The organism is Leisingera daeponensis (genome assembly GCF_019801465.1).
Lineage (GTDB): Bacteria > Pseudomonadota > Alphaproteobacteria > Rhodobacterales > Rhodobacteraceae > Leisingera > Leisingera daeponensis_A.
The window spans coordinates 38,458-62,404 of record NZ_JAHVJA010000010.1 but is presented as its reverse complement, the minus strand read 5'-3'; the positions used below and the strand labels follow the sequence as shown (position 1 = coordinate 62,404).

The following is a 23,947-nucleotide window of genomic DNA, read 5'->3' as shown; positions in this document are numbered from 1 at the left end:
CTTTCCGGAAATACTCCGGGGGGGAGGCCGCGAGGCCGAGGGGGCAGCGCCCCCTTCCTGCTGCCAGCCGCTAGTCCAGAACGTAGTTCACCGGTTCCAGTTTCGGCGGCACATCGCGCCCCAGAGCGTTGCAGACCGAGATTTCCATCACCCGGCACATGGCGCTGAGCGGCACCGAATTGGCCTGTTTGCGGAACGGGTGCTCCAGTTCGTGCGTCACCTCAGCCAGGCCGAAGAACACATAGGCCACCACCGCCGCCACCAGCGGCTCGAACCAGCCGGCGCTGTCCAGGAGGGCAAAGGGCAAGAGCAGGCAGTAGAGATACGTGGTGCGCCAGACCAGCAGCGAATAGACGAAGGGCAGCGGCGTGGTCAGCAGCCGCTCATTGCCGGCCTGGGCGGCCGGAAATGCCGCCAGGCGTTCGGCCAGGGCGCGCTGGCCGAAACCGTCGATGCGGCCGTCCTCTGCCATTTCCCGCAGGCGGGCGGCGATGTCGCGCAGGGCGGCGTTGGGGCTGTTTTCCGTCTGCATCAGCTGCTCTGCCGCCTCCGGCCCGACCCAATGGCGCACCGTCTCCGCGACCTCATCGCCGCGCAGCTGGGCGCGGTGCAGGTGGTGGAAGGCAAGGATGCGGGTGAGGATGTATTCCTCGTCCGGGCCGTTGCCCGCAAAGATCCTGAGCTCCTGCGCCAGGCTGCGAACGTCGGAGACCATGCGGCCCCAGATCCGCCGCGCCTCCCACCAGCGGTCATAGGCGGCGTTGTTGCGGAAGCCGAGAAACAGCGACAGAGACAGGCCGAAGACGCCCATCGCGGCGATGGAAATCTGCGGCATCGCAACGACATAACGGTCCAGCACCAGCACCAGCAGCGCCCAGAGCGCGGCGCCGATGATGTTGGGCAGGATGCGCGGCACCACCGATCCGCTCAGGATCAGGAAGATCTCCCGCCGCCGGGGCGTGTCGCGGACGATCATGGGGCGCCGCTCTCCCCGCCGCTCCCCCAGTCCTTGTCCTGCATCTCGCGCAGGCGGGAGGCAGTGCGTTCGAACTCGAACGTGCCCTCGCCCTCGACATAGAGCATCTCGGGCTGGGCCGCGGCGGAGCAGATCAGCCGCACCTTGGCCTCATACAATGCGTCGATCAGGGTGACGAAGCGTCTGGCCTCGTTGAAGTTGTTGCGGCTGAGGCGGGGAATGTCCTCCATGATCAGCACTTTCACCTCCCCGGCGAGGGCGAGGTAGTCGCCCGGCCCCAGCATCTTGCCGCAGAGGTCATAGAAAGTGGCCCGCGCCACCCCGTTGCGGAAGGCGGGCAGGGTCACTTCGCGGCCCTTCACCTCCAGCGTCAGCGGCGGGGCATCGCCGCCGCCGGTGAGATCCTGCCAGATCGCCCGGATCTGGGCGCGGGCCTCGGCGTCCACCGGGGCGAAATAGACCTGCGCGCCGGTCAGCCGGTGCTGGCGGTAGTCGATGGGGCTGACCATCTCATGCACCTCCATCTGCGCCTTGATCAGATCGATGAAGGGCAGGAACAGCTGCCGGTTGAGGCCGTTCTTGTAGAGGTCGTCCGGCACCCGGTTGGAGGTGGTGATCACGGTGACGCCGGCGGCAAACAGCGCCTCGAACAGGCGCCCCACGATCATCGCGTCGGTGATGTCGGTGATCTGCATCTCGTCAAAGGCCAGCAGCCGCACCGACTCAGCCACCTCTGCCGCCACCGGGGCCAGCGCATCCTCAACTCCGTTCTGGCGGGCCTCATGCATTTTGGCGTGGATTTCCTGCATGAAGGCATGGAAATGCACCCGCCGCGACGGGATGCCGTCGAGGCTGTCGACGAACAGGTCCATCAGCATCGACTTGCCGCGCCCGACCCCGCCCCAGAGGTATAGCCCCTTGACCGGCTCATAAGCCGCCTTGCGGAAGAAGCCGCGCTTCACCGGCGGCGCCATCAGGCCTTCGGCGATGCGGTCGAAATGCGGAAGGACGGCTTCCTGGGCCGGATCGGGCTTCAATTCGCCCGCGTCGATCTTCTGCCGGTAAAGCGTGCTCAAATGGGTCATAGGAAAGGGATAGCGCGGGGCGCAGGGGATGGGAAGCGGGGGATTGGCGGCGGCTGCCCGGCGGTTCAGCCGAAGCGCTCCCGCGTCAGTTCCACGAAATTCTCCACCGTGCGCCTGCCGCGGTCCTCCTGCTCCTGCAACAGGTCCGCGACCAGATGCCGGGTCGCCTTTGCGTGCTCCAGTTCAGCCGGGCTGGTGCCATAGGCAATGCCGTAGCGCCCCGGCGCGTGGTTCTCGTTCCACTCCGCACGGCTGGCGTAGATCCCCGGGATCACCACGCTCTGGCAGCCGCAGATGGCAGCGTACTGGGAATAGAAAGTCGCCTCGTCATAGGAATAGAAAGTGTCGCAGCGGTTGAAGATGTCCGCGATTTCCTCATGCGAGAGGCCGTCAATTTGGATGGCGTTTTCGGTCTCCGGGATGCGGTCCTTGTGCGCGCCCTTGCGCACGATGTAACAGGCGCCGCTGCGGTCCGGGCGGTTCTGGTTGTGGTAGACCGGGTTGCGCCGCCACATGAACAGATCAGTGGCCCCGCCAGTGATTTCCGGAATGTCGCAGATGCTGCCGGCCCGGAAGAACATTTCCCCCTCGGTGAACTCATACGGGTTCTCGACGCCAGGTTTATACAGCAGCCAGCGGGCCACGTTGCGTGCCTGCATCGGATTGCCCAGGGTGACCTCGGGGTAGACGACGATGCTGGACTGCGTGAAATCGGCAGGCCGGGCCACCGGGGTGTCGAGGGCCGGGTTGGTGCCGTAGGGGCGTGCCCAGCGGGAGCCGGGCAGTCGCAGCCGCGACAGCACCTCTGCCCGCAGACCGGAGGCCGGCAGGCGGCGCCATGGCCACAGGAAGGCCTGCTCGCCCAGACCGTTCAGCGTGTTGACCAGCTCATGCAGGAATATGCTGCCGCCGCTGTCGGGGTCGAAGGCGGGGGCATAAACGATGTAGTTCGGCCGCTCTGTCATCTGAGGTCCTGTCAATGGCTTGGCGCGTGGCAGCTTAGTCCGCTTCGGCGGCGAGATACTGCTGTTCCAGTTCCAGAAGATCGCGCTTGCGGTCTTTCAGCCGCCGCGCCGGGCTGCCTGCGTAGATGGTCCAGGGGCTGGTGGATTTCAGCACCAGCGAGGCCGAGCCGACCGAGCAGCCCTCTGCCAGTGTCACGCCGGGCGAGATCAGCGAGCCTGCGCCCACGATGCAATGGCGGCCGATGTGCACCGGCTCCTTGATTTCCGCCTTGTAGGCGGCAGGAACCGTGGGGTTGGTCATGGTTGCGCCGCTGTAGTCGTCGGACTGTGAAAACACCGACACCCGGTAGGCCAGGGTTGCGAAATCCTCCATCGTGATGCCGGGGGTGCCGCCGGCCAGCAGGCAGAAGGGGCCGATATAGACATTGCGCCCCAGGCTGATCTTGCCCGAGACCACGCAGAAATCGTCGATCCGGCAGTTGTCGCCGATGTGCATCTTGTGCACCTCGTAGAGCGACGCCTTGTCGCTGATTTTCACGTTTCGGCCGAGGGAGGCAAAACCCATCTGCGCCAGGGCGTCCTGCGTGTAATAGGCCATCAGGGGTTCTGCTGCAGCCAGCTGCGGGCTGTCTCGATGACGGTTTTGATGCTGCTGCCGAGCGCGAAGAACATCGGCAGGCGCACCAGCCGGGCGGAGATATCGTTGGTCACCGGCAGGTCGCCGGCGCTGCGCCCGTAGCGCAGGCCCGCGGGCGCCGAATGCAGCGGCACATAGTGGAACGGGGCGATGATGCCCGCCTCGCGCATGCCGCCGATGAAGGCATCGCGGTCGTCCAGGTCGCGCATCAAGAGATAGAACATATGGCCGTTGCCGGTGGTGTCCGGCGGCGTCTTGGGCAGGGTGACGCGGCCTGCGGCCCCAAGATCGGCAAAGGCCGCGCAGTAGCGGTCGTAGAGCGCCAGCCGGGTTTCCAGGATCGCGTCCGACTGCTCCAGCTGGCCATAGAGGAAGGCGGCGATCAGCTCCCCCGGCAGGAAGGAGGAGCCGATGTCGACCCAGGTGTATTTGTCCACCTGGCCGCGCAGGAAGCGGGACCGGTTGGTGCCCTTCTCGCGGATGATCTCGGCGCGTTCCACCAGGTCGGGGCGGGTCAGGGTCAGCGCGCCGCCCTCGCCGCTGATGATGTTCTTGGTCTCATGGAAGCTGAACGCCGCCATATCCCCCAGCGACCCCGCCGGACGGCCCTTGTAGGTGGAGCCGAAGGCCTGCGCGGCGTCCTCCACCAGCACCAGATCGCGAGCGCGGGCGATCTCTGCCAGCCGGTCCATGTCGGCGGGGAAGCCCGCGTAATGCACCGCAAAGATGGCGCGGGTGCGGGTGCTGATGGCCGCGGAGACTTTCTCCGGGTCAATATTGAGCGTTTCGGGGTCGATATCGACAAACACCGGCACCGCGCCGCGCAGCGCCACGGCATTGGCGGTGGAGACAAAGGTGAACGAAGGCATGATCACCTCGTCGCCCGGCTGCAGATCGCAGAGCAGAGCCGCCATTTCCAGCGCCGCGGTGCAGGAATGGGTCAGGAGCGCCGCATCGGCGCCGGTCTTGTCCGCGATCTGGGCGTTGCACAGATGGGTAAAGCGGCCGTCGCCGGACAGCTGCCCGAACTCCAGCGCTTCCTGGATATGCGCCAGCTCCCCGCCGATCATCGAGGGTTTGTTGAATGGGATTTTCGCTGTGGCCATGTGCCAGCCCGCCTCGTTTGATCTTCGCGGACCTTTATATTGGCTTTGCCGGAAGCCGCAAGGGAACCGGATGCGGGGCCCGGCGGACTGGCGGCTGTATGCAAGAGCACCGGCAGCCCCGGGGGCGGCCCTGCACTCACATCAATATTTCTTAATGATGCGCCCAGAATTCCTGATTTGACCGGATGGCCAAATTCCTTAAGGGTTGCGCAGCCTGTCAGGAGAGACCCAATGGACCGTTCCGCGCCGCTGTTTACCCCCGTTCTGATCGTGGGCTGCATCATCATCATGGTGAGCTTTGCGGTGCGCGCCTCCTTTGGCGTCTTCCAGATCCCGATTGCCGAGGAGTTCGGCTGGCTGCGCTCGGAATTCTCGCTGGCGATTGCGATCCAGAACCTGGCCTGGGGCATCGGGCAGCCGGTTTTCGGCGCCATTGCCGAGAAGATCGGCGACCGCAAGGCGATTATCATGGGGGCCATCGTCTATGCCGCGGGGCTGGTGCTGAGCGCCTGGTCAACGACGCCGTTCGAGATGCAGTCCTATGAATGGCTGGTGGGCTTCGGCATCGCCGGCACCGGGTTCGGCGTGGTGCTGGCGGTTGTGGGGCGGGCGAGTTCCGATGAAAACCGCTCTATGTCGCTGGCGATTGTCACTGCGGCCGGGTCCGCCGGGCAGATTTTCGGCGCGCCGACAGCAGAGTGGCTGCTCGGCTTCCTGCCCTGGCAAACGATTTTCCTGCTGTTTGCAGGCGTGGTGCTGGCGCTGATTGCGCTGCTGCCGCTGATGCGGGCGCCTGAGGCGGCGTCGAAGATGGAACTGGAAGAGAGCATGGGGTCGATCCTGAAGAAGGCCTTCAAGGATCCGTCGTACACGCTGATCTTCCTCGGCTTCTTCAGCTGCGGCTATCAGCTGGCCTTTGTCACCGCGCATTTCCCGGCCTTTGTCACCGAGATGTGCGGGCCGATTCTGCCGGGCGGTGCGCTGCATTCGATCGGTATCACCACCACGTCTGCGCTGGGCGCGGCGGCGATTTCGCTCATTGGCGCGGCCAATGTGGGCGGCACGCTGCTGGCGGGCTACCTGGGCAAGCGCTATTCCAAGAAATACCTGCTGGCGGCAATCTATGCCGGCCGCACGATTGCGGCTGCGGCCTTCATCATGTTCCCGATCACGCCGATGAGCGTCATCATCTTCTCGGTGGCCATGGGGTCGCTGTGGCTGGCGACAGTGCCGCTGACCTCGGGTCTGGTCGCGCACATCTATGGCTTGCGCTACATGGGCACGCTTTACGGCATCGTCTTCTTCAGCCACCAGCTTGGCAGTTTCCTGGGCGTGTGGCTGGGCGGGCGGATGTATGACGCCTACGGCGATTACACCTTTGTCTGGTGGGTCGGCGTGGCGGTCGGGGCGTTCAGCGCGATTGTGCATCTGCCGGTCAAGGAGCGGCCGCTGGGGCGGGCCGCGGCACCGGTGGCGGCGTAACGCCGGCGGGCAGCCCCCGGTGCGCGTTTCCAAAGAAGAAGTCCGGCCCCCGGCGCGGGTGTCAGATCAGGCCGCGGCGGTGGTTTTGCGCGATGATCTCCAGTACCTCCTCGGTGTGGGTATAGGGCAGCCCGTGGCCGGCGCCGGCGATTTCCTCCTGCCGGACAGAGCGGGCGCGTTCGGCCAGGCGGCCGGCTGAGTTTGGCGGGATCACCGTATCCTCCCCGCCCCAGATCGCCAGCGCGGGCACGCCTTTCTGGTGCAGACTGCGCAGTTCTTCGGTGAAATCCTCGTCCAGGATGCCGCGCAGCGAGGCGAGCACGGCGGGGATGAAGCCCCGGTAGCCCAGTTCCTGCTGCTGCAGGTCGGTGATGCCGGGGACGGAGGAGGGCAGATTGCGCTCTGCTTCGGTGCCGCGGATGTGCAGGGCGGGGTAGATGGCGTGCATCAGCCAGTCGCCGATCAGGGGGACATGGCGGATGATACGGGTCACCCGGTCCGGGCTGCGGCCGAAGCCGGCCGGCGCCAGCAGGATCAGCTCGCGCAGGCGGTCAGGATGGGCGGCGGCAAAGGCGGTGGCGATGGCGCCGCCCATGGAATAGCCGATCAGGGTGACATCCCCGCCCACTTCCTGATCTTCCAGCAGCTCCTCCAGCTGGATGAGAAAGAAGGCGCGGTCCTGCGGGCCTGCGGGGCGGTCCGAGTAACCGCGCCCGTAGAGATCGTAGGTCAGCACCCGGTAGCCCATGGCACCCAGCCCCTTGGCGATGCCGTTCCAGACGAACGACGGCGTGGTGAGGCCGTGCACGCAGACCGCGACGGGACCGCGCAGGGGGCCGGTCCAGCGGTAGTGGGTGCAGCCGCCGGGCAGCTGCGCCAGCGCGCCGGGGGCGGTTTGCCGGGCCTTGGCGTTGATCGGCTTGCGCAGGCGCTCGCGCAGGAACGGCGCAAGGGCGATAGCCAGAACGGCAAGGGCCGGCAGCCAGATCATGCCTGGGCCTTCCACTTCTGCAGGATGTGGTGGCTGGTCATCAGGTCGAGATGGGCGCCGCCGCCGTTCTTGAACAGGGTGATCTGCGCCGCGTCATAGGAGGGGAATTTGCCAAGGTTGTAATAATCCGCCAGCACATCGCTGCGCTGGATGGTGCCTGCGGCGAGCGGGATCTTGAATTCGCCGATGTGGTCCAGGGTGGTGTCGAAGCTGTCGCAGTAAATCTGCGCCCGCTTCAGGGCCGCGTCGTCGGCCTCGCGCATGTCGGGGCGGTAGGCGCCGATCATGTTGAGATGCTGGCCGGGGCGCAGCCACTCGCCCTTGATCACCGGGTCGGAGGACATGGTGCAGGTGACGATGATATCGGCGGCGCGCACCGCCGGTTCCAGATCGGCTGCGTGCAGGGTGCCGGGGTACTGGTTGCAGAGTTCCTGCGCCTTAGCGCCGGTGCGGTTCCAGACCCGGATCTGCGCCTGCGGGAAGCCGGCCCCGAAGGCCTCGATCAGGGAGGCGCCGACGGTGCCGGCACCGACGATCAGCACTTCCTGTGCGTCCGGGTTGGCCAGCCGCAGCGCGCCCAGCAGGCTGTCGCCGGCGGTCTTCCACTTGGTCACCAGGTGGAAATCCACCAGTGCCTCCAGCGTGCCGTCCGTGTCCGAGTAGAGGCAGACAGAGCCGTTGATCATCGGCTTTCCCGCATCGGGGTTGCGCGGGAAGATATTGGCGGTCTTCACCGCCAGCCCCAGCCCGTCAATCCAGGCGGAGCGGCTCAGGAGCGTGTCGGGATCGCGGTAGAGGAAGGTGTCGCCGATCTCTGCCTTGGGCAGGTCGTGGCTGGCGGCCAGCGCTTGGGCGAAGCTGACCCAGTCCAGCAGGGCTTCACCTTCTTCAAAGCTGATGAACGGGATGGTCATGGGCCTGTCTTCCTTTTCCGTGTGCCGTCTCAGGCGGCTTCTTGTTCTGTCAGCAGCCCCGCCTGCACCAGCCGCGCCGCGAACGGCGCAGGGGCGGTGAACAGGTGGGTCTGCCAGCCGCGCGCGGCCGCGGCCTCGATGTTTTCGGGGCGGTCGTCGGTGAACAGCAGATGCTGCGGCGCCACCCCGGTTTCGCGTTCGAGAATGGCATAGATCTCCGGCTCTGGCTTGATGCATTTCAGATGCGCGGAGACAAATGTGCGGTCGAAGCCACGCAGGGCCGGGTAGGCTTCGCAGGCAATCTCGAACGTCTCGGTGCCGAAGTTGCTGAGGGCGAAGACCGGTGTGCCCTTGGCCTGCAGGGCCTGCATCAGCCGGACGGAGCGGGGAATGCCGCACGGCACCATCTGCAGCCAGCAGTCGTGCCACCAGCGGATTTCCTCGCGCCACTCCGGGTGCTGCTCTGCCAGGGCATAGACGGTTTCGCGGAAGGGGTGGCCGCGGTCGACGTTCAGGTTCATCTCGTGCAGCGGCACCTGTTCGAACAGCTGCTGGCGGCGGGCCGCGCCGATGCGGCTGTCGTAGAAGCGCTCCGGCTCCCACTCGATCAGCACGCGGCCAATGTCGAAGACGACGGCGTCAATGGTCATAGGATTCATCCTTCTGCGCGCGGGCGGGGCCGCGGGGCGGGGCGGTTGCGGCGGGTCTCGCGCCAGACCGAGACCAGGCCGGAGGCAATGATCAGGGCGCTGCCGAGCCAGACCTGCAGGTCCGGCCATTCATTGAAGATCAGCACGCCCCAGAGGACCGACATCGGCATCGCGATGTACTCAAATGGGGCCGCCAGCGCCGCCTCGTTCATGCGGTAGGCCTGGCTGACCAGATAGCCGCCGGCCGAGCCCGCGATGCCGACGCCGATCAGATACGGCCAGTCTTTCGGCGCGGGCCAGATCCAGGCGCGCAGCAGGAAGTCGAGGGCGGGGCTGCCGCCGGTGGCAAAACGGCCGTCGCCGAAGATCAGCCCGGCCAGGGCGCTGAGAACCAGGAAGCCCATCATCGGGTAGAAGGCCAGCGTGGCGCCGGCCTCGGAACCGCCCGCGTGCCGGGTCAGCACATGCAGCGTGGCATAGCCGCAGGCGCCGAGGAACGGCAGGATGGCAGCGGGCTGGAAGCTGTCGGCGCCGGGGCGCATGATGATCAGCACGCCGAGGAAACCGGCCATCACCGCGCCCCAGCGCCAGGGGCCGGGGCGTTCGCCCAGGAACAGCGCCGACAGGGTGGTGACGATCAGCGGTGTGGCAAAGGCGATCGCCACCGCCTCGGCCAGCGGCAGCAGGGTGAGGCCGGTGAAGAAGCAGATATTGGCAAAGAACACCACCAGGCAGCGCAGCAGGTGCAGTTTCGGCTGGTGGGTGCGCAGCAGGTGGTAGCCGCCCTCCAGCGGCATGATGATGGCGAGCATCACCGCAACCGCGACGACGGAGCGGAACAGCACCATTTCATACAGCGGGTAGTCGCCCGAGAGGAACTTGAAGATCATGTCGATGACGGAGAAGGCGATGCCTGCGCCGGCCGCGGCAAACAGGCCGGGGACGCTGATCTTCACCTCTGCCGACATGCCGTTGCCCCGCTTGTTTCCTGCCCCCTGATCAGTGGCGGATTTGGCTCAGGCGGGCAATGGGGCGGGGGCGGAAAAATGCAATTTTTCCGGGCAAAGGTCCGGGCGGATATCCGCTGTGCAGATCGCGAGTTTCGGTGGGCAGGGGAGAGGTTGGATTTTTTGCTGAGAAGCGGTTCAGGCCCGGACGGGCGGAGCCCTGCCCCTGAACGCGCCTGCCCGAGTGTGGGAGCGCCTGATCCCGCGCCAAGGTCACGCCGTGCTCAAGCACGGTCCGCGGGCGCGGAGTCTTGCCCCGGGATCAGGCCTGTTTGGCCCGGGCATTTGCGTTTGCGAACAGGGGGATCACGCAAAGTCATTGGGCATGGCGGGTGCCGGCGCCTAGGGTCGGCAGCGAACCTGCAAAAGAGGCGGCGATGATCACCTGCTACATCACTTACGAAATTCACCCGGACAAGCTCGAGGCCTTTGAGGTTTACGCCAAGGCCTGGATCCCGCTGGTTGAGCGGTTCGGCGGCACCCATCACGGCTATTTCCTGCCGCATGAAAGCGCCAATGATCTGGCGGTGGCGCTGTTTTCCTTCCCCTCGCTTGCCGCCTATGAGGACTACCGCGCGAAAAGCTTCGAGGATGCGGATTGCCTCGCCGCGTTCCGGTTCGCCTGGGAGAACGGCATTGTCCGGCGTTATGACCGGACCTTCCTGCGCCCGGTCCTGGAAGGGGATATTGCGCCCTTGAAAGCCGCGATGGCTTAGCTGCCCGCCTTGGCCGCGCGCAGCTCGCGCTCCAGCGCGTCGAGGAAGCGGGAGCGGTCGGCCTTGGTGAAGCCCTTGCCGCCGCCTTGCATGCCCAGCGGGTTGGCGGCGCGCAGGTCGGCCATCAGGTCGCGCATGGCCAGCTGCTGGCCGATGTTGGCTTCAGTGAAAGGCTCGCCGTTGTGGCGCAGCACCCGGGCGCCGGCTTCGATGCATTTGGCGGCGAGCGGGATGTCGCCCGTCACCACCACATCGCCGGGGCCGCAGCGGTCCGCGATCCACATGTCGGCCACATCGGCGCCCTCGGCCACGATCACATTTTCCACCAGCGGGTTCTGCGAGGGGCGCAGGCCGCCGTTGGAGACCACGAACATGCGCAGGCCGTGGCGGGTGGCGACCCGCTCGGCCTCCTGCTTCACCGGGCAGGCGTCAGCGTCGATGTAAAGGGCGGTCACTCTGCAGCCTTCTTGTCCGCTGCGGGGGCTTTCTCCGCCTTGGCCTCGGGTTTGGTTTCGACCTTGGGGGCGGGCTTGGCCTTGCGGGCGGGCTTCTTCACCTTGAACTCTTCCGGGATCGGCATCCGGTTAAAGGCGTCGAGACCGGCGATCTTGTACGCTTCAGCCAGGGTCGGGTAGTTGAAGGTGTTCTGCACGAAGTAGTCCACCGTGCCCTTGAGGTTCAGCACCGCCTGCGCGATGTGAATGAGCTCGGTTGCGCCTTCACCGACGATCTGCACGCCCAGCACCCGGCGGGTTTTCAGCGAGAACAGCATCTTAAGCATGCCGTGCTCCAGCCCCATGATGTGGCCGCGCGAGGTTTCGCGGAAGCGGGCGACGCCGACCTCGTAAGGGATGCCGCGCTCCTTCAGCTCTTCCTCGGACATGCCGCAGGTGGACATTTCCGGCACCGAGTAGATGCCATAGGGGTACCAGGGGCTTTCCGGCAGGGTCGGGGTTTCCAGCGCGTGGCAGGCGGCAACCCGGCCCTGCTGCAGCGAGGTGGAGGCCAGCGACGGGTGGCCGATCACATCGCCGGCGGCGTAGATATGCGGCACCGCGGTCTGGTAGGTCTTGCGGTCCACCGACAGGCGGCCGCGGTGGTCGGTCTCGAGGCCGGTGGCCTCGAGGTTCAGCGAGGCGGTGGCGCCCATGCGGCCGGCCGCAAACAGCAGCATTTCGGAGCGCACGTGGCGGCCGTTGTCGAGGATCACCTCGACATGCTCGCCGCGGTCCTCGATGCTTTCGACAGCGGAGCCGAGCCGCAGGTCGACGCCGTTCTCGCGGATCTGGTGGGTGAATTCCTGGATCAGGGTCTTGTCGATGAAGTCGAGAAAGGTCTCGCGCGGCTCGATCAGGGTAACGCGGACGTCGAGGGCGGAGAACATGGTGGCGTATTCCACCCCGATCACGCCGGCGCCGATCACGGTGAGGGAGCGCGGGATCTCTGCCATCTCCAGGAACTCGTCGCCGTCCACCACGGTCCTGCCGTTGAAGGGCACGTAATCCGGGCGGTAGGTGCGGGTGCCGGTGGAGATCAGGAATTTCTCAGCCGTCAGCCGGGTGGTCTCGCCGGCCTCGGTGGCCACCTCGACCTCATTCGGGCCGATGAATTTCGCCAGGCCCAGCAGGGTATCCACGTGGTTGCGGTTGAACTGGTGCTCCAGCACGTCGACCTCGTAATCGAGGGTCATGTGCAGGCGCGCCTTCAGGTCGTTCGCTTCGATCTGGTCCTTGACGCGGTAGGAGCGGCCGTAGAACGACCGTTCGCGCCAGCCGGAGAGGTTCAGCACGGTTTCGCGCAGGGTCTTCGACGGGATGGTGCCGGTGTGCACCGACACCCCGCCGAGGCGGTCCTTGCGGTCGATCACCAGCACCCGGCGGTGCAGTTTGCCCGCCTGGATGGCGGCGGCGCGGCCCGAGGGGCCGGAACCGATGATGATCAGGTCATAATCAAATTCGTCACTCATGGCCGCGTCCTTTGTTTCTTAGTTCTGGTACAGCGCGTCGGCATGGAAGGAGACATGCTCCTCCATGAACGTCGACACGAAGAAATAGCTGTGGTCATAGCCCGGCTGCATCCGCAGGGTGGCCTGCTGGCGGCGTTCAGCCGCAGCCTGGGCCAGCGCCTCCGGCTTCAGGAGGTCGATGAACTGGTCGGAGGTGCCGGTGTCGATCAGGATCGGGCCGTCGAACCCTTTCTCCCGCATCATGAGGGTGGCGTCATGCTTGACCCATGCAGCCTCGTCATCGCCCAGATAGGCGCTCAGCTGCTTGCGGCCCCAGTCCGACGCTGTCGGGTTGGAGATCGGCGCAAAGGCGGAAACCGATTTGTAGCGGCCCGGCAGGTTCATCGCCAGCGTCAGCGCGCCGTGGCCGCCCATCGAATGCCCGGTGATCGCCTGGCGGTCCAGGTCGATGGCGAAGTTCTCGCCCAGCAGTGCGGGCAGTTCCTCAGCCACATAGTCCCACATGCGGAAGTGCGGCGCCCAAGGCTGTTGTGTTGCGTTCACGTAGAAGCCCGCGCCCTGGCCCAGGTCATAGGCGTCATCGTCCGCAACGCCTTCGCCGCGGGGCGAGGTGTCGGGAAAGACGATGGCGATGCCCTGCTCGGCGCACCAGGCCTGGGCGCCCGCCTTGGTCATGGCGTTTTCATGGGTGCAGGTGAGACCGGACAGGTACCACAGCACCGGCACCGGGCCGTCCTTGGCCTCTTCCGGCAGGAACAGGCCAAAGGTCATGTCGCCGCCGGTGGCGGTGCTGGCGTGTTTGTAGACGCCCTGGGTGCCGCCAAAGGCGCGGTTCTCGGAAACGGTTTCCATGGGTGAGGCTCCTCAAAATCTGTTAGCCCTACCGCTACCTGCTGACGGCCTCAGGGTCCAGCGGATGGGCGGCAGCAATGCCGGTTTTTGCGGCACAAGGCTTGCGATTTCGCAAACATCCGGGGCTTTGGGCGGGCGGCGGCTGCCGCATTTGCGCAGGAGGCTGCTGGACAGCGGCGGTGAAAACCGGGACAGTCCGCCGCCAAGGCAAGAGGGAGGCAAAGGGCCATGGGCGATTTTCTGAGACTGACACCGGAGGCCGCGGAGGCGGAGGTGGAGCGCCCGGCGCCGGCGAAGGTGATCGCGGGCGATCCGGTGTTCACCACCTGGAACGCGGAGGAGCGCGACGGGCTGTATTGCGGCATCTGGCAGTCGACGCCGGGCAAATGGCGGATTTCCTATGAAGAGTGGGAATACTGCCGGATTCTGGAGGGGCGCTCTGTCATCACCAGTGATGACGGCACGGAATATCCGCTGGCGGCAGGCGACAGTTTCATCCTGCGGCCCGGCTTCAGCGGCACCTGGGAGGTGATCGAGACCACCCGCAAGGATTACGTGATCCGGCTCTGATAGGCCGGATCAGGAGACCCAGGCGATCACCGCCGGCACGGTGACGATCGACACCACCGTGGAGATGAAGATGGCGGCGGAAGCCCGGTGCGGGGCCACGCCGTAATGCTGCGCCAGCATGTAGACATTGCCCGCCACCGGCAGGGACGCGGCGGCGATGGCCACGGCGGCGGGGAACGGTGCCGCCGGGATCAGCCACAGCACCGCGACGGCGACGCAGGCGGGATGCAGCACCAGCTTGGCAAGGCTGAGCCAGCCCGCGACCTGCACCCGTTCCGCCGATTTCGACGCCAGCGAGGCGCCGATGGCAAACAGTGCGCCGGGGGTGGCGGCGCCGCCGAGGATGGTGAGGAAATCATTTGCGGGCTCCGGGATCGGCAGCGCCGAGGCCGACCAGCCAAGCCCCGCGACGATGGACAGGATCATCGGGTTCTTCAGCAGGCCCAGGCCGACAAGTTTCAGCGTCGCCAGCCCCAGGCCCTGGCCGCGGCCCGCGTTGATCAGGATCACGATCAGCGAGGAGAACACCACCAGGTCAACGCTGAGCACCACCATCATCGGCGCCGCGGAGGCGGGGCCGAACAGGATGGCCATCATCGGCAGGCCCAGGAAGCCGACATTGCCGATTGCGGCGCATTGCGCCTCCACCGCTGCGGTGGGCACGTCCAGGCCGCGGATCATGGCGACGGCTGTCACCAGCAGGTAGACCGCCAGGGTGCCTGCCAGATAGCCCAGGATCAGGGTGGGATCGAACACCTCGGCAAAGGACAGGTTGGCGGCAAAGCCGAAGATCATCGCCGACAGGGGGAAGTAGAAGACGAAGCGGGTGAGATAGGCGGTCGCTTCCTCAGTGAAGAAGCGGCTGCGCCCGGCCCAGTAGCCGAGGCCGATGATTGCGAAGAAGGGCAGGGTGCGGAAGAAGATGTCAGCCATGGGGAATTGGTAACAAGAACTGACCAATTGACAAGGGCTGTTTTCGGGCAGGCTTGGGACGGGCAGGGGTGTGCCCCCGCCTGTTCAGGGTCATTCGAAGAATGCCCTTCGCAGTTGGGCGTGGCCCCGTGCTGCGCACAGGGCAAGGGGTTCTGCTGAGAGCGCCTGGTCAATTGTGATATCGTCCAAGACAGCCTCAAGGGTAGACCGCTCTGGCGCGCGGCGGCTGTGCTGCCCTTGACCCTGTCTTGGCCAAGCGGAGCAACCCGCAGCGCGTCTAACCGCTCCCGATCAGCATGCCGGCGCCGAGCACCAGCGCACCGCCGAGCACCACCTGCATCGTGGCGCGCCAGAACGGGGTCTCCATGAACCTGTTTTGGATCCAGGCGATGGCCCAGAGCTCCACGAAGACGATCAGCAGCGCCAGGGTGGTGGCGGTCCAGAATTCCGGGATCAGGTAGGGCAGGGCGTGGCCGAGGCCGCCGACGGTGGTCATGATGCCGGAGGCCAGCCCGCGTTTGACGGGGGAGCCGCGGCCCGAGAGTTCGCCGTCGTCGGAGGCGGCTTCGGTGAAGCCCATCGAAATGCCTGCCCCGACCGAAGCTGCCATGCCGACCAGGAAGGTGGTCCAGGTGTCCTGGGTGGCAAAGGCGGTGGCGAAGATCGGCGCCAGGGTGGAGACCGAGCCGTCCATCAGCCCGGCCAGCCCCGGCTGCACCCAGGTCAGAATGAACTGGCGGTGGGCGGTGCGGTCCTCGTCCGCGCGGGTGCCGTCGTCCAGATGCGCCTCCTGCAGCTCGCCGGCGCGGGCCTGGTGGCCTGCCTCGGCAGCGGCCAGGTCGCCCAGTAGCTTGCGGGTGGCCGCATCGCGGGTGCGGGCGGCGGCGGCGCTGTAGAAGCGTTCGGCGCCGTGCTCCATCGCGCGGGCCTCGTCGCGGATGCGGTCCAGGCTGAGGTTTTCCATCAGCCAGACGGGGCGGCGGGCGTAATATCCGGCCACGTGCTCGCGCCGGATCAGCGGGATCGCCGGGCCGAAGCGCGTCTCGTGCAGGGCGATCAGCTGGGCGCGGTGATCGTCTTCCTCCGCAGCCATGCCGTCAAACATCGCTGCAGACGCGGGAAATTCGGCGCGCAGCCGTGCGGCATAACCGCGGTAGATGCGCGCATCATCCTCCTCGGAGGAGATCGCGAGGGCGAGGATTTCCTGCTCCGACAAATCCCTGAAGTGCTTGCGCTGGGTGAAAAAACGCATCTTCTGCCCCTCGATTTAGAATAATTCTAAACATAGCGGTTCCGCGGTGGAGCGCAAGACGGCACGGGTTAAGCTGTTGCAATGCAGCGGCGCAGGCTACAATAGGGCCAGAACCTGATGCCAGCCAACGGAGCCCGCATGAACCAGCAAGCCAGCGTCCTGCGCACCGGCCGGAAATTCGACCAGGTCCTGGAAGGCGCGCGCGACGTGTTCCTGGCGGACGGGTTCGAAGGCGCGAGCGTTGACAAGATCGCCAAGGCGGCGGGCGTTTCCAAGGCGACGCTCTACAGCTATTTCCCCGACAAGCGGGTGCTGTTCATGGAAGTGGTGCGGTCGGCCTGCGTGCAGCAGGCGGATGAATCGCTGGAATTGACGCCCGGCAGCTGCGGGCCGCGGGACGTGCTGCGGGCGGCGGCGGAGCGGGTGCACGGGGTGCTGCTGGGCGGCTTCAGCCTGCAGCTGTTCCGCATCTTCGTGGCCGAAGCCGACCGGTTCCCGGATCTGGGGCCGATGTTCTATGAGAGCGGGCCGATGGTGCTGCACGGGGAGATCCAGGCCTATATGGAAGCCGCGGCGGCGCGGGGAGAACTGAAGATCGAAGACGCCGATCTGGCCGCGGCGCAGTTCATCGAGCTGTGCAAGGCGGATATTTTCCTGCGGTTCCTGTTCAAGATCGATACCGAGTTCAGCGAACAGGAACGCGAGCGGGTGATCAGCGGCGCCATCGACACCTTCATGGCGCGCTTCGGCGCCTGAGCCTGCCCGCCCCTAGTGCGTGGTAAAGCCGTTCGGCGTGTCGCGGTAGGTCTCGTGACAGCTGAGGCAGCTTTGCATCAGGCCGGGGAGGGTGCGGCGCAGCCCGGGCAGGGACCGGGTGTTGAGGTTCCTGGCCGCGGCTTGGGCAGTGCCGGCGCGGGTCTTGAAATCCTCCCAGGCGTTCCAGATCAGGGGCCGGGCGTTGGAGCGCGGGTCCAGCTGCGGTTTCCTGAAATGCTTGCGGATGCTGCCGGTGGATTTGATCAGCTGCCGCCGGGCGCTGCGGGCCTTGTCCCGGTCGAAGATGACGCGCCCGGCCATCATGCCGGTGAGCACGTCCATCGCCGCCTTCTGCCCGGTCATCAGGGCCATGCGGCGGGTCACATGCTTGCTGAGGCCGCTGTCTGCCGTGACCGGGGCCGAGGGGCCGGCGGCCAGGGCTGCAAGCAGGGCAAGACAGGCAAGAGGTTTGAGCAGGCGCAGGGTCATGGCGCAGTGCTCATGCGGATTGACCGAATCGCATATTGAGAACAAAATGGGAACATCTGCCGTGAGTCTCCTGTAACCTGCCGCCTGGCGGCCCTTGCTGCCCGATCTGCCCATGCCCCATCGCCGCATTCTATCGCTGTGGTTTCCGCGCCTTGGCGCCGAACGCATTTTGCGGGCGGAGCGCGGCGGCATTGCCGGGCCGCTGGCCGTTGCCGAGGAAGTGTCCAACACCCAGGTTATTTCCGCGTTAAACATGGCCGCCTCGGCAGAAGGGCTGCAGGTTGGCCAGCCCTTGCGCGATGCCCATGCGATGTGCGCGGGCCTGGTGGTGCGGCCGCGCAGCCGGGCGGCGGAGATGGCGTTCCTGGCGGCGCTCAGGCGCTGGGCGGGCAAGTTCAGCCCCTGGGTGGCAGAGGCCGGGGAGGACGGGCTGACCATCGACCTCACCGGCTGCGCGCATCTGTTCGGCAGCGAGGCGGCGCTGATGGAGACGGCGGGGCAGGATTGCGCGGAGATGGGCCTGAGCGTGCGGATGGGGCTGGCCGACACCCTGGGCGCGGCCTGGGCGCTGGCGCGCTACGCAGGCGAGGAAGCGGCGCCGGAACGGTCGGGCGATGCCATCGACCAGGAGGCGCGCGCGACCCGTGCGCGGGCGCAGAAACGCCAGAGCGTCAAGCGGCGCCATTGGATCCGGGGCGGCGCGGCGCCGCAGCTGCAGGCGGTGGTGCCGCAGCTGGGCCGGATTGCGGAACCGGGCCAGGCCTATGGCGCGCTGGCGCCCTTGCCGGTGGCGGCCTTGCGGCTGGACAGCGCCACGGTGGCGCAGCTGAACCGGCTGGGGCTGCGGCGGGTCGGCGATCTCTTGGGTCAGCCGCGGGCCAGCCTGGCGCGCCGCTTCGGCCAGGGGCTGGTGCTGCGGCTGGACCAGGCGATTGGCAGCGCGCCGGAGCCGGTCTCGCCCGCACGCAGCCCGGACCATTTTGCGGTGCGGCTGACCCTGCCGGAGCCGATCGGGCTGATGGAGGATCTGCTGGCCGGGATCGACCGGATGCTGCCGCGGCTGTGTGCCCGGCTGGAGGCGCGCGGCAAGGGCGCGCGGGTCCTGCGGCTGGAGGCGCACCGCTGCGATCAGGAAATGGAGATGGTGACGCTGGGCCTGGCCCGGGCCAGCCGCGAGCCCGCCCGCATCCGGCCGCTGCTGGAAATGAAGCTGGAGCAGATCGATGCTGGCTACGGCATCGACATGCTGCGGCTGGAGGTGCTGCAGGCGGAGGCCATCCACGCCCGCACGCCCGCCGGCCATGCCGAAGCGGGGGCCGCGGCGCGGGCGCGGCAGGAGGATGGCGCCGCGCTGGAGGATCTGATTGGCCGCCTGGGCGCGCGGCTGGGGCTGGAGGCGATCACCCGCTACCACCCGGCAGAGAGCCATATCCCGGAGAAGACCTTCACCGTGCAGGCGGCGGCCTGGTCGGAGCCTGCCGCCGGCGACTGGCCGCTGCCGCCGCGGCCGCGGCCGCTGCTGCTGTGGCGGCCCGAGCTGGTGCATGCGCCGGATGTGCCGCAGGTGCCGCAGCAGTTCCGCTGGCGCGGCCGCGACTGGGCGCTGGCAGAGGCGGAGGGGCCGGAGCGGATTGCGCCGGAATGGTGGCTGGAGGACCCGGAGTGGCGCAGCGGCGTGCGCGATTACTGGGTGGTGGCGACGGAGTGCGGCACGCGGCTGTGGCTGTTCTTTGCCCATGGCGGCGCGCTGTCGCCGGGCTGGTTCTGCCACGGGTCGTTTGAGTGAGACGGAGCGGAACAGTTCGGCGCGCGGCGAAGGGTTTTGCTTGGGCCGGGCTGCAGGAACCGCGTAGGGTAGGACCATGATCACACCGCGGTTTGACATTCTGGGCCAGGCCATCAGCGACGCCAGCCGCACGCAGATGCTGTGCGAGCTGATGGAGGGCCGCGCCTATACCAACAAGGAGCTGGCAGCGGCTGCCGGGGTGACGCCGCAGACCGCCTCTGCCCATCTGCGGCTGCTGCAGGATGCCGGGCTGGTGGTGGCCGAAAAGCGCGGCCGCTGCGTCTACCACCGGCTGGCGGGGGCCGAGGTGGCCCATGCGCTGGAGCAGCTGGCGGCGATTGCGCCCGCAGACAGCCTGCACCGCGCCCAGCAGCGCAAGGCGGGCGGGCTGGCGCAGCTGCGCAGCTGTTACGACCATCTGGCGGGGCCGCTGGCGGTGGCGATGACCCGCGCCTTCCTGGACCGCGGCATGCTGGTGGAGGAGCAGGGCGCCTTCCGCGCGGTGCCGGCCGGGGAGTGGCTGAAGCTGGGGGTGGTGCTGCCGGAAAAGACCGGCCGCCAGCCCTTTGCCCGGCCCTGCCTGGACTGGACCGAGCGCAAGCTGCATGTGGCCGGACCAATGGGGCGGCAGATCCTGGATCACACGCTGGCGAGCGGCTGGGTCAAACGGCGCAAGCACAAGCGCGGGCTGCTGCTGAGCGCGCCGGGGCGGGCGGCGCTGGAGCAGATCCTGGACCTGCGATGCGGCGCGCTGGCGGCGGCCTGAACAGGGCCGAAACAGGCTCTGATACAGGCGGAAACACGCGTTCCGCACCTGTGCGGATACTGCACCACACGAAAATTCGACCGTTAAAAGCCTTGATTTGCCGCGGAAACGGCGCAACCTTTTATCTATGAGCTTTGATCAGGTGCAGCCTTTTCCCGGATCTTCCTATCCTCAGCAAGTCGCATTTGACCGGCGGGAACTGTCGGTCATTATGACATTGTACGGCCGCATGGTGGCCGCCGGGGAATGGCGCGATTACGGGATATCCTCCTTGCGCGATCTGGCAGTATTCTCCGTCTTCCGGCGCACGGCAGAGCATCCGCTCTACCGCATCGAAAAGCGCCCCAAGCTGCGCAACCGGCAGGGGCAGTATTCGGTGGTCGGCATGGACGGGCATATCCTGAAGCGCGGGACGGATCTGAAGACCGTGCTGAGGGTGCTGGAGCGCAAGCTGATCCGCTCCGTGGAGTAGCCGCGAGGGCTGCGGCGGAGCGGGGACCGGAATTTTCACAAAACTCCGGTCAAAAATCTTATCAAGATTATTTCCCGCGGCATCGGGGCCGCGTTACGCCAGCCGCTTGTGCGCGGTGACCGGGCCGTCGCCCTGCGCCGCGATCCGTTCGATTGCCGCAGCGATGGGCTCAACCGCCACTGCCATGTCGTGGGCATTGGCGTGAATCAGGGTGCCCGAATCCCGCACCATGGCAACATGGCCCTTCCAGAACAGCAGGTCGCCGCGCTGGTAGTCTCCGGCGGGGGCATCCTGTCCCAGCTCCGCCTCCTGCATGTCGCTGTCGCCGGGGCAGGCGGTGCCGCAGGCCAGCAGCGCCGCCTGCACCAGGCCGGAGCAGTCGATGCCGAAGCGGCTGTTGCCGCCCCACAGGTAAGGGGTGCCGAGGAACAGTTCCGCCACTGCCACCGGATCATCCGCATGGGCCCCCAGCGGCGACAGGTGGCGGGCGGGGATGAAGCCGAGGGTGGTTTCAAGGAACCGGCCGCTGCCGCCCAGGACCTCCACCCGGCTGCCGTGGCTGAGGGCATGGGATTCCGGCGATTTGAAGTCGTCGGCGGAATAGGCGTGGGTGGCCGGGGCGCTGACCCAGTGGGTGGCTTCAAAGGGTGTGGTCAGGGCGCTGCTGGGCAGGTAGCCGACGTAGGAATCCTTGGCCGCCTGCAGAAACGCCCAGCCTTCGCGGTCCTCGTAGACCGTGACCGGCTCGCCGTAGACAAGCTGGCGGTCGCGGAACCCGTCCGGGGCGCGCAGGAGATCTGCAACTGGCACGCCGATGCGGGCGGCGCTGCCGTCCGCACGCTCAAGGTCTTCGGGCGCATCGTCCAGATGGGCGGCGGCGATACGGTCGTTCACCGGGGTGCGGCGGCGGTCTGGCATCAGATCACAGCTCCAGCATGTCCGGCAGGGCGGCAAACAGCGCGCGGGCGCCCTGCAGGGCGCCGCCCTTGGAGCGGCCGGGCGCGTCGCTGGGGGTCCAGCCGTAGATGTCGAAATGCATGTAGCGGGTCTCTCCGGCGAAGCGGCGCAGGAACAGGGCGGCAGTGATCGAGCCGGCAAAACCGCCCGCCGGCGCGTTGTCGAGGTCGGCGATGCCGGGTTCGATCATCGTCTCGTAAGGGTCGTGGAAGGGCATCCGCCAGACCGGGTCGGCGGTGCGGGCGGCGCTGGCCGCAAGCGCGGCGGCGTCGCCGTCGTGATCGGTATAGAAGGGCGACAGGTCGGGGCCGACGGCGACCCGCGCTGCGCCGGTGAGGGTGGCCATGGAGATCAGCAGGTCCGGCGCGTCCTCCGCCGCCAGCGCCAGGGCGTCGGCCAGCACCAGGCGGCCCTCGGCGTCGGTGTTGTTGTTCTCCACCGTCAGCCCCTTGCGCGACATCAGCACATCGCCGGGGCGGAAGGCGGCGCCGGAGACGGCATTTTCCACCGCGGGGATCAGCACCCGCAGCTGCAGCTTCAGCCCGGCGGCCATGACCATGCGGGCGAGTCCCAGCACATTGGCTGCACCGCCCATATCCTTTTTCATCAGCGCCATGCTGTTGCCGGGCTTGATGTTCAGCCCGCCGGTGTCAAAACAGACACCCTTGCCCACCAGTGTCAGCCTGGGGCCGGAGTTGCCCCAGCGCAGGTCAATCAGCCGCGGCGCGCGGTCCGAGGCGCGGCCGACGGTGTGGATCAGCGGGAAATTCTGCTCCAGCAGGTCCGCGCCCAGGATCACCGAGGCTTCGGCGCCGAATTCCCGGGCCAGGGATTCGGCTGCGGCCTGAAGCTCTGCCGGGCCCATGTCGGCGGCGGGGGTGTTGATGAGGTCGCGGGTCAGGCATTCGGCGGCAGCCAGCGATTCCACGGCGGCGGCATCCACCTCTTCAGGCGCCTGCAGCGCGGCGGTGACGCCGTTGGCATCCTTGTAGCGGTCGAACCGGTAGGCGGCGAGCAGCCAGCCAAGGGATTCGCTGGCGGCGTCTTCGGCGGGCAGGCCGGAGGCGATGCGGTAGGTCCCCGCGGGCAGTTTCTGCGCGGCTTCGGCCAGCACGAAGCGGCGCCGCGCGCGCTGGGCGGCGCTGCCGTAGCCCGCCAGGGCCATTGCGATTCTGCCGTCCGCGTCCGGCACCGTCAGGGCCTGGCCGCAGGCGCCGGTGAAGCCCTGCGCCTTTGCCCAGACCTGAACGCGCTGCGGCTGGCCCGGGAGCCAGCTGTCGAATGAGTCGCTTGCGATAACATGCACAGGGCAGGCGTCAGGGCCGGGTGCGGCAAAGACTGGCGGCATCGAAATACTCCGGTTGCAATCACTTCTGGTGCGCCAGAGTAGCCGCCGCCGCGCGGCCTGCAAGCCCTGCGGGCTGCTCAAATGTCAGATCGTCATGTCCTGCTGGTCCCAGACCGCGGTCAGAGAGCGCTCGCCCACCCGCATCAGGCGGAACAGGATGGCGGCAACCGCCGGCGCGTCCTCGGCATCGATCGCTTCGGTCACGTCCCTGGAAATGGTTGCCAGCGCGGTCATGCCGATCTGCTCGGCCATTGCAATCAGCGACCGGGCGCTTTTGCGCAGGTTCACCATATCGTTCTGCCGCCACAGGCGCTCGCAATGCGTCAGGCGGACCGCCATTTCCTCAATCGCCCGGCACACGACGTCCTCGGCACCGGCTTCGCCGAGCTGCTCATACAGCGCGGACAGCTTGTCTGGATCTAATCGCACTGTCTCGGAGTGCATCACTGTCAATATATTGGCCACCACAATCACCCAATTCTTCGTACCCCCACGGCACGTCTGCCAATTTGAAAGCCATAAGTTTTCAAAAGGTTTCCGCGGGAAGATCAAATCTCTCGAATTTAGGGACAATGCAGGGTAATACGGCCGTCAACGCGCAACGAATGGAGGATTCGACAATGGAATTTGCCAAACCTCTCCCCAGTTATCTGGTGACCCGGTATCACGGCTGGAAGGCCACATCTTATGAAGAAAACCAGGGCTGGTACCGCCGCCTGGCAACCGAGGGCCAGCGGCCGCGGGCGATGGTGATCTCCTGCTGCGACAGCCGGGTGCATGTGACGTCGATCTTCGGCGCCGACCAGGGCGAGTTCTTCATTCACCGCAACATCGCCAATCTGGTGCCGCCCTATGCGCCGGACGGCGACCACCACGGCACCTCGGCGGCGGTGGAATATGCGGTCACCGCGCTGAAGGTGTCGCATCTGATCGTGCTGGGTCATTCCCAGTGCGGCGGCGTGCAGGGCTGCATCGACATGTGCAAGGGAAACGCGCCGCAGCTGGAAGAGAAGACCAGCTTTGTCGGGCGCTGGATGGAGATCCTGAAGCCCAAGTTCGGCGGCGTCGCGGATATCGACGACCCGGTGGAGCAGGCGCGCCAGTTCGAGCGCCAGGCGGTTGTGGCCTCGCTGGAGAACCTGATGACCTTCCCCTTCATCGAATCGGCGGTCAAGGCAGGCCAGCTGAGCCTGCACGGGCTGTGGACCGATATCGGCGAGGGCGGGCTGGAATGCTACGACCCGAAAACCGGGGCATTCGAGGCGGTCTGA

Annotated in this window: 26 protein-coding genes; 8 read left to right on the top strand and 18 right to left on the bottom strand. The window is 66.8% G+C overall.

Annotation, left to right across the window (positions count from 1 at the left end):
- Nucleotides 1-70 precede the first annotated feature (70 nt).
- The 5 genes from KUV26_RS18300 to rffA form a co-directional block, all read right to left on the bottom strand.
- Nucleotides 71-976, bottom strand: coding sequence for a bestrophin family protein (locus tag KUV26_RS18300; RefSeq protein ID WP_222509446.1), 906 nt, complete (start codon nt 974-976; stop codon nt 71-73).
- Nucleotides 973-2,061: a cell division protein ZapE gene (gene zapE, locus KUV26_RS18295; protein WP_222509445.1), complete on the bottom strand. Its 1,089-nt coding sequence runs from the start codon at nt 2,059-2,061 to the stop codon at nt 973-975. Before zapE ends, KUV26_RS18300 begins: the two co-directional genes overlap by 4 nt.
- Nucleotides 2,062-2,126: 65 nt before the next feature.
- Nucleotides 2,127-3,026: a hypothetical protein gene (locus tag KUV26_RS18290; protein ID WP_222509444.1), complete on the bottom strand. Its 900-nt coding sequence runs from the start codon at nt 3,024-3,026 to the stop codon at nt 2,127-2,129.
- 34 nt (nt 3,027-3,060) lie between these two features.
- Nucleotides 3,061-3,624: an acyltransferase gene (locus tag KUV26_RS18285; protein ID WP_222509443.1), complete on the bottom strand. Its 564-nt coding sequence runs from the start codon at nt 3,622-3,624 to the stop codon at nt 3,061-3,063.
- Nucleotides 3,624-4,769: a dTDP-4-amino-4,6-dideoxygalactose transaminase gene (rffA, locus tag KUV26_RS18280; RefSeq protein WP_222509442.1), complete on the bottom strand. Its 1,146-nt coding sequence runs from the start codon at nt 4,767-4,769 to the stop codon at nt 3,624-3,626. Before rffA ends, KUV26_RS18285 begins: the two co-directional genes overlap by 1 nt.
- Before the next feature lie 231 nt (nt 4,770-5,000).
- Here rffA and KUV26_RS18275 point away from each other — a divergent pair, with 231 nt between their 5' ends.
- A complete protein-coding gene (locus tag KUV26_RS18275; protein WP_222509441.1) occupies nt 5,001-6,251 on the top strand; it encodes an MFS transporter in 1,251 nt (416 codons plus the stop codon).
- A 61-nt stretch (nt 6,252-6,312) separates the two neighbouring features.
- Here KUV26_RS18275 and KUV26_RS18270 read toward each other — a convergent pair whose 3' ends face one another.
- The 4 genes from KUV26_RS18270 to KUV26_RS18255 are packed head-to-tail and all read right to left on the bottom strand — an operon-like array spanning nt 6,313 to nt 9,774.
- Nucleotides 6,313-7,242, bottom strand: a complete 930-nt coding sequence (locus KUV26_RS18270) for an alpha/beta fold hydrolase (RefSeq protein ID WP_222509440.1) — start codon at nt 7,240-7,242, stop codon at nt 6,313-6,315.
- Nucleotides 7,239-8,156 (bottom strand): ornithine cyclodeaminase family protein, encoded by a 918-nt coding sequence (locus tag KUV26_RS18265; RefSeq protein ID WP_222509439.1) that lies wholly within the window; start codon nt 8,154-8,156, stop codon nt 7,239-7,241. The genes KUV26_RS18270 and KUV26_RS18265 overlap by 4 nt, the downstream gene beginning before the upstream one ends.
- A gap of 29 nt (nt 8,157-8,185) precedes the next feature.
- Nucleotides 8,186-8,806: an HAD family hydrolase gene (locus KUV26_RS18260; protein ID WP_222504667.1), complete on the bottom strand. Its 621-nt coding sequence runs from the start codon at nt 8,804-8,806 to the stop codon at nt 8,186-8,188.
- 5 nt (nt 8,807-8,811) lie between these two features.
- The gene (locus KUV26_RS18255; protein WP_222509438.1) at nt 8,812-9,774 is read right to left on the bottom strand and encodes a DMT family transporter; all 963 of its coding nucleotides are present in this window, start codon (nt 9,772-9,774) and stop codon (nt 8,812-8,814) included.
- A 416-nt stretch (nt 9,775-10,190) separates the two neighbouring features.
- Between KUV26_RS18255 and KUV26_RS18250 the strand changes: the two genes are divergently transcribed.
- Nucleotides 10,191-10,529, top strand: coding sequence for an NIPSNAP family protein (locus KUV26_RS18250; protein WP_222509437.1), 339 nt, complete (start codon nt 10,191-10,193; stop codon nt 10,527-10,529).
- Here the strand turns inward: KUV26_RS18250 and KUV26_RS18245 are convergent.
- The 3 genes from KUV26_RS18245 to fghA are packed head-to-tail and all read right to left on the bottom strand — an operon-like array spanning nt 10,526 to nt 13,347.
- Nucleotides 10,526-10,984, bottom strand: coding sequence for a YaiI/YqxD family protein (locus KUV26_RS18245; RefSeq protein ID WP_222509436.1), 459 nt, complete (start codon nt 10,982-10,984; stop codon nt 10,526-10,528). The two genes, KUV26_RS18250 and KUV26_RS18245, sit on opposite strands and share 4 nt — an antisense overlap.
- Nucleotides 10,981-12,495 (bottom strand): Si-specific NAD(P)(+) transhydrogenase, encoded by a 1,515-nt coding sequence (gene sthA, locus KUV26_RS18240; RefSeq protein WP_222509435.1) that lies wholly within the window; start codon nt 12,493-12,495, stop codon nt 10,981-10,983. The genes KUV26_RS18245 and sthA overlap by 4 nt, the downstream gene beginning before the upstream one ends.
- An 18-nt stretch (nt 12,496-12,513) precedes the next feature.
- On the bottom strand, nt 12,514-13,347 hold the full coding sequence (fghA, locus tag KUV26_RS18235; RefSeq protein WP_222509434.1) for an S-formylglutathione hydrolase: 834 nt from the start codon (nt 13,345-13,347) through the stop codon (nt 12,514-12,516).
- Nucleotides 13,348-13,575: 228 nt separating this feature from the next.
- Between fghA and KUV26_RS18230 the strand changes: the two genes are divergently transcribed.
- Complete coding sequence (locus KUV26_RS18230; RefSeq protein ID WP_222509433.1) at nt 13,576-13,917, top strand: cupin domain-containing protein; 342 nt, start codon at nt 13,576-13,578, stop codon at nt 13,915-13,917.
- Nucleotides 13,918-13,926: 9 nt separating this feature from the next.
- On the opposite strand, the gene KUV26_RS18225 is transcribed toward KUV26_RS18230, so the two are convergent.
- Nucleotides 13,927-14,850: an AEC family transporter gene (locus KUV26_RS18225; RefSeq protein WP_222504660.1), complete on the bottom strand. Its 924-nt coding sequence runs from the start codon at nt 14,848-14,850 to the stop codon at nt 13,927-13,929.
- A gap of 277 nt (nt 14,851-15,127) precedes the next feature.
- A complete protein-coding gene (mbfA, locus tag KUV26_RS18220; protein ID WP_222509432.1) occupies nt 15,128-16,102 on the bottom strand; it encodes an iron exporter MbfA in 975 nt (324 codons plus the stop codon).
- A gap of 138 nt (nt 16,103-16,240) precedes the next feature.
- Between mbfA and KUV26_RS18215 the strand changes: the two genes are divergently transcribed.
- On the top strand, nt 16,241-16,858 hold the full coding sequence (locus tag KUV26_RS18215) for a TetR/AcrR family transcriptional regulator (RefSeq protein WP_222504658.1): 618 nt from the start codon (nt 16,241-16,243) through the stop codon (nt 16,856-16,858).
- A gap of 12 nt (nt 16,859-16,870) precedes the next feature.
- Here KUV26_RS18215 and KUV26_RS18210 read toward each other — a convergent pair whose 3' ends face one another.
- The gene (locus KUV26_RS18210) at nt 16,871-17,347 is read right to left on the bottom strand and encodes a c-type cytochrome (RefSeq protein WP_261399977.1); all 477 of its coding nucleotides are present in this window, start codon (nt 17,345-17,347) and stop codon (nt 16,871-16,873) included.
- A gap of 112 nt (nt 17,348-17,459) precedes the next feature.
- Here KUV26_RS18210 and KUV26_RS18205 point away from each other — a divergent pair, with 112 nt between their 5' ends.
- From KUV26_RS18205 to KUV26_RS18195, 3 genes are all read left to right on the top strand, one after another.
- Complete coding sequence (locus KUV26_RS18205; RefSeq protein ID WP_222509430.1) at nt 17,460-19,133, top strand: Y-family DNA polymerase; 1,674 nt, start codon at nt 17,460-17,462, stop codon at nt 19,131-19,133.
- A gap of 76 nt (nt 19,134-19,209) precedes the next feature.
- A complete protein-coding gene (locus tag KUV26_RS18200) occupies nt 19,210-19,899 on the top strand; it encodes an ArsR/SmtB family transcription factor (RefSeq protein WP_222504655.1) in 690 nt (229 codons plus the stop codon).
- Between the two features lie 127 nt (nt 19,900-20,026).
- Nucleotides 20,027-20,371 carry a DUF2794 domain-containing protein gene (locus tag KUV26_RS18195; protein ID WP_222504654.1) on the top strand — a complete coding sequence of 115 codons (345 nt, stop codon included), beginning with the start codon at nt 20,027-20,029 and terminating at the stop codon, nt 20,369-20,371.
- 93 nt (nt 20,372-20,464) lie between these two features.
- Here KUV26_RS18195 and KUV26_RS18190 read toward each other — a convergent pair whose 3' ends face one another.
- From KUV26_RS18190 to KUV26_RS18180, 3 genes are all read right to left on the bottom strand, one after another.
- A complete protein-coding gene (locus KUV26_RS18190; protein ID WP_222504653.1) occupies nt 20,465-21,289 on the bottom strand; it encodes a C40 family peptidase in 825 nt (274 codons plus the stop codon).
- Nucleotides 21,290-21,293: 4 nt separating this feature from the next.
- The gene (locus KUV26_RS18185; protein WP_222509429.1) at nt 21,294-22,676 is read right to left on the bottom strand and encodes a leucyl aminopeptidase family protein; all 1,383 of its coding nucleotides are present in this window, start codon (nt 22,674-22,676) and stop codon (nt 21,294-21,296) included.
- 84 nt (nt 22,677-22,760) lie between these two features.
- Nucleotides 22,761-23,120, bottom strand: coding sequence for a hypothetical protein (locus tag KUV26_RS18180; RefSeq protein ID WP_222504757.1), 360 nt, complete (start codon nt 23,118-23,120; stop codon nt 22,761-22,763).
- A gap of 176 nt (nt 23,121-23,296) precedes the next feature.
- Between KUV26_RS18180 and KUV26_RS18175 the strand changes: the two genes are divergently transcribed.
- Nucleotides 23,297-23,947, top strand: a complete 651-nt coding sequence (locus KUV26_RS18175; protein ID WP_222504651.1) for a carbonic anhydrase — start codon at nt 23,297-23,299, stop codon at nt 23,945-23,947.

Bases quoted from the DNA above. Each gene is read 5' to 3' on its own strand.
- KUV26_RS18285 (WP_222509443.1), bottom strand. From the start codon at position 3,624: ATGGCCTATTACACGCAGGACGCCCTGGCGCAGATGGGTTTTGCCTCC.
- KUV26_RS18215 (WP_222504658.1), top strand. From the start codon at position 16,241: ATGAACCAGCAAGCCAGCGTCCTGCGCACCGGCCGGAAATTCGACCAG.
- rffA (WP_222509442.1), bottom strand. From the start codon at position 4,769: ATGGCCACAGCGAAAATCCCATTCAACAAACCCTCGATGATCGGCGGG.
- KUV26_RS18250 (WP_222509437.1), top strand. From the start codon at position 10,191: ATGATCACCTGCTACATCACTTACGAAATTCACCCGGACAAGCTCGAG.
- KUV26_RS18225 (WP_222504660.1), bottom strand. From the start codon at position 14,850: ATGGCTGACATCTTCTTCCGCACCCTGCCCTTCTTCGCAATCATCGGC.
- KUV26_RS18180 (WP_222504757.1), bottom strand. From the start codon at position 23,120: ATGCACTCCGAGACAGTGCGATTAGATCCAGACAAGCTGTCCGCGCTG.
- KUV26_RS18300 (WP_222509446.1), bottom strand. From the start codon at position 976: ATGATCGTCCGCGACACGCCCCGGCGGCGGGAGATCTTCCTGATCCTG.
- KUV26_RS18195 (WP_222504654.1), top strand. From the start codon at position 20,027: ATGAGCTTTGATCAGGTGCAGCCTTTTCCCGGATCTTCCTATCCTCAG.
- sthA (WP_222509435.1), bottom strand. From the start codon at position 12,495: ATGAGTGACGAATTTGATTATGACCTGATCATCATCGGTTCCGGCCCC.
- KUV26_RS18205 (WP_222509430.1), top strand. From the start codon at position 17,460: ATGCCCCATCGCCGCATTCTATCGCTGTGGTTTCCGCGCCTTGGCGCC.
- KUV26_RS18190 (WP_222504653.1), bottom strand. From the start codon at position 21,289: ATGCCAGACCGCCGCCGCACCCCGGTGAACGACCGTATCGCCGCCGCC.
- KUV26_RS18185 (WP_222509429.1), bottom strand. From the start codon at position 22,676: ATGCCGCCAGTCTTTGCCGCACCCGGCCCTGACGCCTGCCCTGTGCAT.
- KUV26_RS18290 (WP_222509444.1), bottom strand. From the start codon at position 3,026: ATGACAGAGCGGCCGAACTACATCGTTTATGCCCCCGCCTTCGACCCC.
- KUV26_RS18275 (WP_222509441.1), top strand. From the start codon at position 5,001: ATGGACCGTTCCGCGCCGCTGTTTACCCCCGTTCTGATCGTGGGCTGC.
- KUV26_RS18260 (WP_222504667.1), bottom strand. From the start codon at position 8,806: ATGACCATTGACGCCGTCGTCTTCGACATTGGCCGCGTGCTGATCGAG.
- KUV26_RS18270 (WP_222509440.1), bottom strand. From the start codon at position 7,242: ATGATCTGGCTGCCGGCCCTTGCCGTTCTGGCTATCGCCCTTGCGCCG.
- mbfA (WP_222509432.1), bottom strand. From the start codon at position 16,102: ATGCGTTTTTTCACCCAGCGCAAGCACTTCAGGGATTTGTCGGAGCAG.
- KUV26_RS18230 (WP_222509433.1), top strand. From the start codon at position 13,576: ATGGGCGATTTTCTGAGACTGACACCGGAGGCCGCGGAGGCGGAGGTG.
- KUV26_RS18210 (WP_261399977.1), bottom strand. From the start codon at position 17,347: ATGACCCTGCGCCTGCTCAAACCTCTTGCCTGTCTTGCCCTGCTTGCA.
- fghA (WP_222509434.1), bottom strand. From the start codon at position 13,347: ATGGAAACCGTTTCCGAGAACCGCGCCTTTGGCGGCACCCAGGGCGTC.
- KUV26_RS18200 (WP_222504655.1), top strand. From the start codon at position 19,210: ATGATCACACCGCGGTTTGACATTCTGGGCCAGGCCATCAGCGACGCC.
- KUV26_RS18265 (WP_222509439.1), bottom strand. From the start codon at position 8,156: ATGACCATCCCGTTCATCAGCTTTGAAGAAGGTGAAGCCCTGCTGGAC.
- KUV26_RS18255 (WP_222509438.1), bottom strand. From the start codon at position 9,774: ATGTCGGCAGAGGTGAAGATCAGCGTCCCCGGCCTGTTTGCCGCGGCC.
- zapE (WP_222509445.1), bottom strand. From the start codon at position 2,061: ATGACCCATTTGAGCACGCTTTACCGGCAGAAGATCGACGCGGGCGAA.
- KUV26_RS18175 (WP_222504651.1), top strand. From the start codon at position 23,297: ATGGAATTTGCCAAACCTCTCCCCAGTTATCTGGTGACCCGGTATCAC.